This is a genomic window from Flavobacterium lindanitolerans (assembly GCF_002846575.1).
Taxonomy (GTDB): Bacteria; Bacteroidota; Bacteroidia; order Flavobacteriales; family Flavobacteriaceae; genus Flavobacterium; species Flavobacterium lindanitolerans.
This window is the reverse complement of record NZ_PJND01000009.1, coordinates 1-12655: the sequence shown is the minus strand read 5'-3', so window position 1 is coordinate 12655 and position 12655 is coordinate 1. Positions and strand designations below refer to the sequence as shown.

Here is a 12655-nt window from a genome sequence, read left to right as displayed (position 1 = left end):
GAGAGTTGGAAAAAGTAAACAGTACTATTGTAAGACATGAGGCTGAATTGCCTAAAGAACCTTTTACAGAAACCGACATGCTGTTGCAATGGAACAAATATGCACAGCGTTTGGGCGATAAAGGATATAAAATTCTGGAAGCGCTTTTATTAATTAATGACCCTAAATTAAAAGGAACTACCATTTATCATGAGCTTCCTAACGAAGGTTCAAAAATTGAATTTGAATCTGAAAAGCATGACCTTTTAGGGCATTTGCGTGGGAAACTCCATAATTACGATATCCAAATCGAGGTTGTTGTCAACGAAACCGTTGAGAATAAGTTTGCCTTTACACCTCAGGACAAATACAACAGGCTCAATGAAATTAATCCGAGCCTGGATATTTTGCGAAAAACGTTCGACCTGGATATTTAGGATTTTTGATTTAAGATTTTTGAATTTCGCTCTTAAATCCTAAATCTGATATCTTAAATCTAAAATCTTCCTTCTTAAATCTTATTATAATACATCGCCTTAACAATACCGTCTGAAAGCCCTATTTTTGGCACATAGATATTGCGGGCACCACTCCATTTCATTGCATTAAGATATACTTTGAGCGCGGGTATAATTACATCCGCACGGTCTGCATTGAGCCCCAGTTCGGCTATTCTTTGCTCATAGGAAAGTCCGTTGAGAAAAGAAAACTGAGAATTCAGATACATATACGACAAAGGTTTTTCCTGTAATTTTCCTGACATTTTAAAAACCTTATTAATATTTCCGCCGGAACCAATCATGTTGATGTGTTCGTAATCTTCCGTCACATGTTTAATCCATTTCTCAATTTCCTGCCATACGATGTCATTAACCATATTATTCAGCAAACGTACGGTTCCAATCTTAAATGATTTGGAGGCGACTATCTTGCCTTCTGTAAAAAGAGAAAATTCAGTACTACCTCCGCCAACATCTACATAAAGATAGGTTTGGTCGGTTTTCAGCAAATGGTGCAGGTCTGAAGAAGCAATTATAGCCGCTTCTTTCTTCCCGTCTATAATTTCAATTTTTACATCTGCCTTTTTCTTAATCAGGTCTACGACTTCCTTGCCATTGTATGCCTCACGCATAGCAGAAGTTGCGCAGGCCATATATTTTTCTACTTTATGCACTTTCATCAAAAGTTTGAATGCTTTCATGGCATCCACCATTCTTTCGATATTTTCTTCCGTAATTTCCCCTACGGTGAAAGCATCCTGACCCAGACGAATCGGGACACGCACCAGGGAACTTTTGCTAAATTGGGTTTCTTTTCCTTTTTGTTCAACAATATTGGCAATCAGCAGGCGCATCGCATTGGAGCCAATGTCTATCGCCGCATATTTTCTTATCGTAATCATAAATTATTTATTCTATCATTTTAATAAAGCCGGAAACAATACCATTTCTGGCCGTTAACAGATGTACAAACTAATTAAGGTTTTCTGCAATTACTTCCAGTTTGTTTCTGTAATAATTATAGGTTTCTAACTGTGCCCTGAAAACAGGAGCATCTTTGCGAACCCTGTACAAATTGTCTAATTTTTCAGAATGCAGCCTTGCTTTTACATTTCCTTTCCAACCTATATTGAAGGTGTCTATCAATTCCTGTTTTATGCTCTCATCATAAATAGGACAGGTAACTTCAACCCTTTCATCAAGATTTCGGGTCATAAAATCGGCTGATGAGATGTAAACTTCCGGATCTCCATCATTATTAAAAATATAAACACGGGAATGCTCCAAATAATTATCGACAATACTGATGGCTTCTATATTATCGCTCATTCCCGGAACACCCGGAATCAGGGAACAAATTCCTCTCACAATCAGCCTTATTTTTACTCCTGCCCTGCTTGCATCATACAGTTTATCAATCATACCATAATCTGAAAGGCTATTCATTTTCAAACTGATATGAGCTTCTTTTCCCTCTTGAGCATTGGCAATTTCCCTATCAATCAGTTTTTCAAAACGCGTTCTTGTGTAATGGGGTGAAACGATAAGGTGTTTATATCGGTGTACGCGGTAATTGATATCAAAGAAATCAAAAATCTTTGCGACATCTTTTAATATTTTAGAATGGCTCGTAAACAAGGTCACATCAGTATAAACCTTAGCTGTTGATTCGTTAAAATTCCCGGTCGAAATTAGTCCGTAACGTTTTACCTTTCCTTCTTCAACACGTTCAATCACACATATCTTACTGTGAACTTTCAGCCCTTTTATTCCGAAAATCAATTCAATTCCTTCAGTCTGCATCTGTTCTGCATACGAAATGTTGCTGGCTTCATCAAAACGGGCCTGCAATTCGATTTGCACAGTTACTTTCTTGCCATTTTTTGCTGCATTAATCAAGGAACTGATAATCTGGGAATTTTTAGCCAGACGGTACAAAGTAATCTTTATCGAAATTACTTTTGGATCCAGTGCTGCTTCACGTAAAAATTTAATCAGGTAAGAAAACGATTGGTAAGGCGCATTGACCAGATAATCTTTTTTGGCAATCTTTTCGAGCATGCTCCCTTCCAGGCTTAATCCGTCAACCGGCAAAGGAACATTAGACTGGTATAAAAGATCTTGTCTTCCAAGGTTAGGAAAATCCATATAATCCCGTCGGTTATGGTATCTTCCTCCAGGAATAATACTATCTGTCGAGTCTATTCCCATTTTATTCAGGAAAAATTTCAGCGTATCTTTTTCTATAGACTGGTCATATACAAAACGTACCGGTTCCCCTATCCTGCGATCTTTTACACTGGTGGAAATTTTTTCCATCAAACTTTTGCTCTGATCACTATCAATATCCAGCTGCGCGTCTCTCGTTATTTTTATCATGTGTGCTGATATGCTCTCATAGTCAAAAATATTGAATATACTGCCCAGGTTATATCTTATAACATCATCCAACAATATGATATATTGCTTATCATTGCTTGATGGTAATACAACAAACCGGTTTATGGTTTTTGGAATTTCAATAACGGCATAACGTACGTCTTTTTTTGGTTTTTTGATTTTTAATACCGTATCCTTAACAACTATTTTGGTTGTTGATTTGGGTTTGGTCATAACCAATTTAACAGCCAGATATCCGGATGTATCCTTTAAAATAGGAAATTCAGCAAGGTCATTCAAAATAATCGTTACCAGAGCCGGACTAACTTTCTGTATGAAAAAGTCTTTTATAAAATTTTCCTGTTCACGGGAAATTTCGGTCTCGTTAATGATAAAAATATTCTCGTTTTCGAGCTCACTTTCAATATTGCTCAGGATTCTTAAACTTTCCGATTGTTGCTGGATTACGATTTCTGTTATATCCTTGACCAATTGCTGTGAACTGATGCCTCCCAAAAGTTTTTCACCTGAAACACCAGCATGGCTCAATCTGCGGATAGCTGCAAATCGGACACGGAAAAATTCATCAAGATTATTGGAAAAAATTCCTAAAAATCGGAGTCTGTCTAATAGTGGTACATTTTTATCGGCGGCTTCTTGAAGAACTCTCGCATTAAAAGCAAGCCAGCTTTTTTCACGATCAATATAACGGTAATCAGTTGGTGGAATCATATTTTTTTAAATCTCTAGGAAAAATCACTTGTTGCGTTTTGCCCTTATCGATCGATTGCCAGTCATTGCTTTGAAAATTAATAGAAACAAATCCCGTTGTAGGAACATTATCGATAAAAACGTTCCCAAATTTATTAACAAAATTTGTTATAGCATCATTATGTCCGAAAAGAATAACGTTGTCATAATCATTATTACATGATTTTATAATTTTCTCCAGCTGACGGTCATCGAAAGTATACAGTTCGTCCTTAAAAATAATGCTTTCAATCGGACATGAAAGATTTTGGGCAAAAATAATAGCCGTTTCTGAAGCTCTTTTTGCTGTGCTGCTTAGTATAGTAAAAGTTTTAGGAAGGTGTTTTCCTATTTCCATCGAAACCAAATGGGCATCCTGCATTCCTCTACTGGCTAAAGGACGATCTTTATCCAGAAGTGGGGCATTCCAGCTTGATTTTCCATGTCGTATTAATATCAAATTTTTCATAAATGATAATTTAAAAAACTAGTTAGACTTCAAAAAACACCACTATTTATAAGAACAAATTACAAAAAAAAGTTTACTTCACAGACATTTTAAGCACTTTTATCGAAAAAACTACCGATTTCGATTAGTTAAATATTTATTAACATAAATTCGCTATAGAAAAGTCAATTAATATAAACTTTAGACTACCATCAGTTGCAAATTTTAGATAGCAAAACTTAATACCACCTTTTGAAGTTTTCTATCAGTCAGGTTGCAAAATTTCCCTTTTAACAAATACTCTGTATCCAAAAATACTTGGACTGTCATTCTATGCTTTTATTTTAACGATAAATCAATAAAGAAACCAGAAAACTGACAATAATTAAAAAATTGAATTGAATAACCAGAGAATTATGTAAAAAAGATACTTTAACGACTATTTATGCTATTCACGGATAAAATTATTTATCTAAAAAACTAGATGTTAGTTTTATCCCGAAAAGTAATTCGAATGTTCTTATTTCTATCAAAATAAGATCTATGCTTTTTAAAAACTTTACCCAAAAAATACGTACATGAAAAATTTTACGCTGCGTGAGGAAATAAAAGTTCCACAAGCTTTTATCACCGAAAAGAAAAATGGCTGCCTAAAAAAACAAGTCCTATTTAATAACAAAATAGTTCTTAGTAGATTATTTCTCCTAGGCTTGTTAATTTTAGTTGCGATACCTTCGTTTGCACAGCAAAAAGAACTTCCAGTATCCGGCAGGGCTACAAAGCCTAATATTCCCTATGCTCCTAAAGTAAAAGAGAATAAGGGCGGACTGGAATATCAAACCATGGCTGTTGCCGGATCAATTTCGGTAGCAGAAAATGCTACATACAATGCTTATACACCAGAACAATTGGTGAAAAACCTTTTTGTTACGGGTTGCTTATCGGCAAGCAATGTAAGATTTGGTTATTATTCAAGAAATAACAATACTTACACGTGGCAAAACCATACATGGTCATCAACACCTGGAAATCGCCAATTAGCTTATTTCAATAAAGGGACTTCTACTTTTCCTATTGAAGAAGGATTATTGCTTACGACCGGAAAAGCTTCATCTGCAATGGGGCCAAACAATACGGGAGGAAGCACGGACGAAATGGTAAGTGCAGCCAATGATCCTGATTTGGCAAGCATTACAGGTAGAAGAATTTACGATGCCGCGACTTTGGAATTTGATTTCGTACCAGCAGGTAATACTTTAGAATTTAAATATGTCTTTTCTTCAGAAGAATATTTGGAATATTGTGAAACCGGATATAATGATGCCTTTGGTTTTTTCTTAAGCGGTCCTGGAATTTCAGGCCCTTACAGAAATAATGCTATCAATTTGGCATTACTTCCTAGTAGTACAACTCCAATCTCTATCAATACAATCCACGCAGCAGGAACAAACGTTGATGGTGTTAATTTCCCTGCAGTAAACGGGCAATATTATCAAAATAATGCATCTGGATCAACTACTACACAATTTGATGGAAATACTGTTATCCTAACTGCTACCTATCCAGTTACACCTTGCTCCACCTACAGAATCAAATTGAGTATTGGTGATGCAAGTGACCAGCAATGGGATTCGGGTGTTTTCTTAGGAGCCAGAAGTTTTAACTCAGAAAATATAGTTCTTACGAACTATGGAAACATGATTGAAAACCAGAACAATATTTTTGAAGGATGTAATAATAAATTCAGAGTACAAAGAACTGGCAGTGATATTTCACAGCCATTAGTTGTGAATCTGCTTTTATCCGGAACTTTTACCAATGGAGTCGACATTCAGACAACTGGTGGACAACCATTCCCAACACAGGTAACAATTCCGGCTAACCAAACTTATATCGACATACCTTATACTACTGTAGCTGATGCTATTTCAGACAATAGCGAAACTTTTATTGTAAGGACAATAACAAGCTGTCCTTGTTCCAGTGACGTAGTATATGTAACGCAAACGATGACCATCTACGAAACGGCTGTTCTTAATTCTATCAATGCTACTAATGCACAGTGTAACGGACAAAACAATGGAACATTGACCGTAAACGTTTCAGGTGGCTCAGGAAGCTACTTATATTCTATTGATAATGGTGCAAATTGGCAAAGTATCAATACTTTTTCAAACCTCTCACCAGGAAATTATACTGTAGTTGTAAAAGACCCAGGAAGTTGTAAACCAAATCTTAGTGGTACTGCTACTATTGGAAACCCTACTCCTATTGTTGCAAATGCTGGACCTGATGTTACTATCTGTCCGGGAGGAAATACGCAACTAAGCGGTAGCGGTGGTATTATTTACAGCTGGAGTCCGTCAACAGGATTAAATTTCAATAATATTGCAAATCCTATTGCTTCTCCAACAACAACTACTACCTACACACTGACAGTAACCAATGCTAACGGACAATGTACATCAACAGATCAGGTAGTTGTTAATGTTGATTCAGCGCCTGTAGCGCCAACTGCTGCAAGCGTAAACAATAATAATATCTGTTCAAATACAGGTGGAAATATTGTTTTATCTGCTACAGGAGGATCAGGCACTACCTTAAAATGGTATACTTCAAGTTGTGGCGGAACAGCAATTGGAACAGGAAATAACCTTTCAGTTGCAGCTCCAACTCAAACAACTACCTATTATGTACGTTGGGAAAACAGTTGTGGAAATTCAGCATGTGCCCAGGTAACTGTGAATGTAAAACCTACTGTTACCTTGACTGGTCCGACTAATGCCAGTATTCAGGGTTGTAACCAAAGTAGTATTACTCCTTTGACTTATAGCGAAACACCTGTCTCAATTACATTGGCACAATTCCAAAGTGCAGGAGGAACAACTTCAAATGCATCTCTGGCACATACAATAACTTATAAAGACACTAAAATAGGAAGTTGTCCTACGGTTGTCACTAGAGTATTTACAGTTGCTACAGATTGTACAACTGCAAATTTTACTCAGACAATCACTATAAACGACACTACAGCTCCAACATTTAACGGAACCCTTCCTACTGCCAGTATCACTGCAGCTTGTGGAAACATCCCAGCTGCGGCTACGCTTACCGCAACCGATGCCTGCGGAAATGCAACGGTAACATTTGCAGAGACAAGGACTGACGGTGCCTGCGCCGGAAGCTACACCCTTACAAGAAAATGGACGGCTACCGACCTGTGCGGGAACACTGCCGTACATACCCAGGTAGTGACCGTAACCGATACCCAGGCTCCTGTATTTGCAGGAACGCTGCCTGCTGCCAGCATCACCGCATCTTGCGGAAACATCCCGGCAGCGGCTACGCTTACCGCGACCGATGCCTGCGGAAGCGCGACCGTAACATTCGCCGAGACAAGGACCGACGGTGCCTGCCCTGGAAGCTATACCCTTACAAGAAAATGGACGGCTACCGACCTGTGCGGGAACACTGCCGTACATACGCAAACAGTAACCGTAACCGATACACAGGCTCCTGTATTTACTGGTACATTGCCATCAAACATTACAGCAGCTTGCGGAAACATCCCAACTGCGGCTACGCTTACGGCAACCGATGCCTGTGGAAGCGCAACGGTAACATTCGCCGAGACAAGGACCGACGGTGCCTGCGCCGGAAGCTACACCCTTACAAGAAAATGGACGGCTACCGACCTTTGTGGGAACACTGCCGTACATACGCAAACAGTAACCGTAACCGATACACAGGCTCCAACATTTACTGGTACATTGCCTGCGGCCAGTATCACTGCTTCATGCGGAAACATCCCAACTGCGGCTACGTTAACTGCGACCGATGCCTGTGGAAGCGCGACTGTAACTTTTGCCGAGACTAGGACCGACGGTGCCTGCGCCGGAAGCTATACGCTTACAAGAAAATGGACGGCTACCGACCTGTGCGGGAACACTGCCGTACATACGCAAACAGTAACCGTAACCGATACACAGGCTCCAACATTTACTGGTACATTGCCTGCGGCCAGTATCACTGCTTCATGCGGAAACATCCCAACTGCGGCTACGTTAACTGCGACCGATGCCTGTGGAAGCGCGACTGTAACTTTTGCCGAGACTAGGACCGACGGTGCCTGCCCTGGAAGCTATACCCTTACAAGAAAATGGACGGCTACCGACCTGTGCGGGAACACTGCCGTACATACGCAAACAGTAACCGTAACCGATACACAGGCTCCTGTATTTACTGGTACATTGCCATCAAACATTACAGCAGCTTGCGGAAACATCCCAACTGCGGCTACGCTTACGGCAACCGATGCCTGTGGAAGCGCAACGGTAACATTCGCCGAGACAAGAACCGATGGTGCTTGTGCTGGAAGCTATACGCTTACAAGAAAATGGACGGCTACTGACCTTTGTGGTAACACTGCCGAACACACTCAGGTTGTGACCGTAACAGATACCCAGGCCCCTGTATTCGCAGGAACATTGCCTGCGGCCAGTATTACTGCTTCATGTGGAAACATCCCAACTGCGGCTACGTTAACTGCGACCGATGCCTGTGGAAGCGCGACTGTAACTTTTGCCGAGACTAGGACTGATGGATCATGTGCAGGAAGCTACACCCTTACTAGAAAATGGACGGCTACCGACCTTTGCGGGAACACTGCCGTACATACGCAAACAGTAACCGTAACCGATACACAGGCTCCTGTATTTACTGGTACATTGCCATCAAACATTACAGCAGCTTGTGGAAACATCCCAACTGCGGCTACGCTTACTGCAACCGATGCCTGTGGAAGCGCAACGGTAACATTCGCCGAGACAAGGACCGACGGTGCCTGCGCCGGAAGCTACACGCTTACAAGAAAATGGACGGCTACCGACCTTTGTGGTAACACTGCCGTACATACGCAAACAGTAACCGTAACCGATACACAGGCTCCTGTATTTACTGGTACATTGCCTGCGGCCAGTATCACTGCTTCATGCGGAAACATCCCAACTGCGGCTACGCTTACGGCAACCGATGCCTGTGGAAGCGCAACGGTAACATTCGCCGAGACAAGGACCGACGGTGCCTGCGCCGGAAGCTATACGCTTACAAGAAAATGGACGGCTACCGACCTGTGCGGGAACACTGCCGTACATACGCAAACAGTAACCGTAACCGATACACAGGCTCCAACATTTACTGGTACATTGCCTGCGGCCAGTATCACCGCATCTTGCGGAAACATCCCAACTGCAGCTACGCTTACGGCAACCGATGCCTGTGGAAGCGCGACCGTAACATTCGCCGAGACAAGGACCGACGGTGCCTGCGCCGGAAGCTACACGCTTACAAGAAAATGGACGGCTACCGACCTGTGCGGGAACACTGCCGTACATACGCAAACAGTAACCGTTACCGATACCCAGGCTCCTGTATTCGCAGGAACATTGCCTGCGGCCAGTATCACTGCTTCATGCGGAAACATCCCAACTGCGGCTACGCTTACTGCAACCGATGCCTGTGGAAGCGCGACTGTAACATTCGCCGAGACAAGGATCGACGGTGCCTGCGCCGGAAGCTATACGCTTACAAGAAAATGGACGGCTACCGACCTGTGCGGGAACACTGCCGTACATACGCAAGTAGTAACCGTAACCGATACACAGGCTCCTGTATTTACTGGTACATTGCCTGCGGCTAGTATCACTGCATCTTGTGGAAACATCCCAACTGCGGCTACGCTTACGGCGACCGATGCCTGTGGAAGCGCGACTGTAACATTCGCCGAGACAAGGATCGACGGTGCCTGCGCCGGAAGCTACACCCTTACAAGAAAATGGACGGCTACTGACCTTTGTGGTAACACTGCCGAACACACTCAGGTTGTGACCGTAACAGATACCCAGGCCCCTGTATTCGCAGGAACATTGCCTGCGGCCAGTATTACTGCTTCATGTGGAAACATCCCAACTGCGGCTGTGCTTACTGCAACCGATGCTTGCGGAAGCGCGACTGTAACATTCGCTGAGACAAGAACCGATGGTGCTTGTGCTGGAAGCTATACGCTTACAAGAAAATGGACGGCTACCGACCTTTGTGGTAACACTGCCGAACACACTCAGGTTGTGACCGTAACAGATACCCAGGCCCCTGTATTCGCAGGAACATTGCCTGCGGCCAGTATTACTGCTTCATGTGGAAACATCCCAACTGCGGCTGTGCTTACTGCAACCGATGCTTGCGGAAGTGCGACTGTAACATTCGCCGAGACTAGAACCGACGGTGCCTGCGCCGGAAGCTACACGCTTACAAGAAAATGGACGGCTACCGACCTTTGTGGGAACACTGCTGAACACACTCAGACAGTAACTGTACAGGACAATGTGCCCCCTACCTTTACAGGAACATTGCCATCAAACATCACGGCTTCATGTGAGAACGTACCTACTGCAGTTACGTTAACTGCAACTGATGCATGCGGAAGTGCGACTGTAACTTTTGCTGAGACAAGAACCGATGGTGCTTGTGCAGGAAGCTACACGCTTACAAGAAAATGGACGGCTACCGATCTTTGCGGGAACACTGCTGAACACACTCAGATTGTAACCGTACAAGACAATGTGCCCCCTACCTTTACAGGAACATTGCCATCAAACATCACGGCTTCATGTGAGAACGTACCTACTGCAGTTACGTTAACTGCAACAGATGCTTGCGGAAGCGCAACGGTAACGTTTGCTGAGACAAGAACTGACGGTGCATGTGCTGGAAGCTACACGCTTACAAGAAAATGGACGGCTACCGACCTATGCGGCAACACTGCCGAACATACGCAAATAGTAACCGTAACCGATACCCAGGCTCCTGTATTTGCAGGAACATTGCCTGCGGCTAGTATCACTGCATCTTGTGGAAACATCCCAACTGCGGCTACGTTAACTGCAACCGATGCCTGCGGAAGCGCGACTGTAACTTTTGCTGAGACAAGAACCGATGGTGCTTGTGCAGGAAGCTATACCCTTACAAGAAAATGGACGGCTACCGACCTTTGTGGAAATACTGCCGAACACACTCAGGTAGTGACCGTGACCGATACCCAAGCTCCTGTATTTGCAGGAACACTGCCTGCTGCCGAAGTGGCTGCGTCTTGCGACAGTATCCCTGCTGCGGCTGTGCTTACTGCGACCGACGCCTGCGGAAGTGCGACCGTAACTTTTGCCGAGACAAGGACCGACGGTGCCTGCGCCGGAAGCTACACCCTTACTAGAAAATGGACGGCTACCGACCTATGCGGCAACACTGCCGAGCATGTACAGGTAGTGACCGTGACCGATACCCAGGCTCCTGCGTTCGCTGGAACACTGCCTGCTGCCGAAGTGGCTGCATCTTGCGACAGTATCCCGGCTGCGGCTGTGCTTACTGCGACCGACGCCTGCGGAAGCGCGACGGTAACGTTCGCCGAGACAAGGACTGACGGAAACTGTCCGTCATCATATATATTGACTAGAAAATGGACGGCTACTGACCTTTGTGGTAACACTGCCGAACACACTCAGGTAGTGACCGTGACCGATACCCAGGCTCCTGTATTTGCAGGAACACTGCCTGCTGCCGAAGTGGCTGCGTCTTGCGACAGTATCCCTGCTGCGGCTGTGCTTACTGCGACCGACGCCTGCGGAAGTGCGACCGTAACTTTTGCCGAGACAAGGACCGACGGTGCCTGCGCTGGAAGCTACACCCTTACTAGAAAATGGACGGCTACCGACCTTTGTGGTAACACTGCCGAGCATGTACAGGTAGTGACCGTGACCGATACCCAGGCTCCTGCGTTCGCTGGAACACTGCCTGCTGCCGAAGTGGCTGCATCTTGCGACAGTATCCCTGCTGCGGCTGTGCTTACTGCGACCGACGCCTGCGGAAGCGCGACCGTAACTTTTGCCGAGACAAGGACCGATGGTGCTTGTGCTGGAAGCTATACGCTTACAAGAAAATGGACGGCTACCGATCTTTGCGGGAACACTGCCGAGCACACTCAGGTTGTGACCGTAACAGATACCCAGGCTCCTGCATTCGATGGAACACTGCCTGCTGCCGAAGTGGCTGCGTCTTGCGACAGTATCCCGGCTGCGGCTACGTTAACTGCAACCGATGCCTGTGGAAGTGCAACCGTAACATTCGCCGAGACCAGAACCGATGGTGCTTGTGCAGGAAGCTATACCCTTACTAGAAAATGGACGGCTACCGACCTTTGCGGAAACACTGCCGTACATACCCAGGTAGTAACCGTGACCGATACACAGGCTCCTGTGTTCGCTGGAACACTGCCTGCTGCCGAAGTGGCTGCGTCTTGCGACAGTATCCCGGCTGCGGCTGTGCTTACTGCGACAGATGCCTGCGGAAGTGCGACCGTAACATTCGCCGAGACCAGAACCGATGGTGCTTGTGCAGGAAGCTATACCCTTACTAGAAAATGGACGGCTACCGACCTTTGTGGTAACACTGCCGAGCACACTCAGGTTGTGACCGTAACAGATACCCAGGCTCCTGCATTCGATGGAACACTGCCTGCTGCCGAAGTGGCTGCGTCTTGCGACAGTATCCC

At 44.2% G+C, this 12655-nt stretch carries 5 protein-coding genes; 2 read left to right on the top strand and 3 right to left on the bottom strand.

Annotated features, from left to right (window positions below; genetic code table 11):
• Window positions 1–5: 5 nt before the first annotated feature.
• Window positions 6–416, top strand: coding sequence for a hypothetical protein (locus tag B0G92_RS12645; protein ID WP_056067491.1), 411 nt, complete (start codon window positions 6–8; stop codon window positions 414–416).
• 74 nt (window positions 417–490) lie between these two features.
• Here B0G92_RS12645 and B0G92_RS12640 read toward each other — a convergent pair whose 3' ends face one another.
• From B0G92_RS12640 to B0G92_RS12630, 3 genes are all read right to left on the bottom strand, one after another.
• Window positions 491–1381, bottom strand: a complete 891-nt coding sequence (locus B0G92_RS12640) for a Ppx/GppA phosphatase family protein (RefSeq protein WP_056067493.1) — start codon at window positions 1379–1381, stop codon at window positions 491–493.
• Window positions 1382–1451: 70 nt separating this feature from the next.
• The gene (gene ppk1, locus B0G92_RS12635; protein ID WP_180326442.1) at window positions 1452–3590 is read right to left on the bottom strand and encodes a polyphosphate kinase 1; all 2139 of its coding nucleotides are present in this window, start codon (window positions 3588–3590) and stop codon (window positions 1452–1454) included.
• Window positions 3574–4077: a SixA phosphatase family protein gene (locus tag B0G92_RS12630; protein ID WP_056067496.1), complete on the bottom strand. Its 504-nt coding sequence runs from the start codon at window positions 4075–4077 to the stop codon at window positions 3574–3576. Before B0G92_RS12630 ends, ppk1 begins: the two co-directional genes overlap by 17 nt.
• A gap of 557 nt (window positions 4078–4634) precedes the next feature.
• On the opposite strand from B0G92_RS12630, the gene B0G92_RS12625 reads away from it, so the two are divergent.
• On the top strand, window positions 4635–12655 hold an 8021-nt coding region (locus B0G92_RS12625; RefSeq protein WP_101472488.1), incomplete at its 3' end, for a choice-of-anchor L domain-containing protein.

Excerpts from the sequence above, each read along its gene's own strand:
- B0G92_RS12640 (WP_056067493.1), bottom strand. The coding sequence starts at position 1,381 with ATGATTACGATAAGAAAATATGCGGCGATAGACATTGGCTCCAATGCG.
- ppk1 (WP_180326442.1), bottom strand. The coding sequence starts at position 3,590 with ATGATTCCACCAACTGATTACCGTTATATTGATCGTGAAAAAAGCTGG.
- B0G92_RS12630 (WP_056067496.1), bottom strand. The coding sequence starts at position 4,077 with ATGAAAAATTTGATATTAATACGACATGGAAAATCAAGCTGGAATGCC.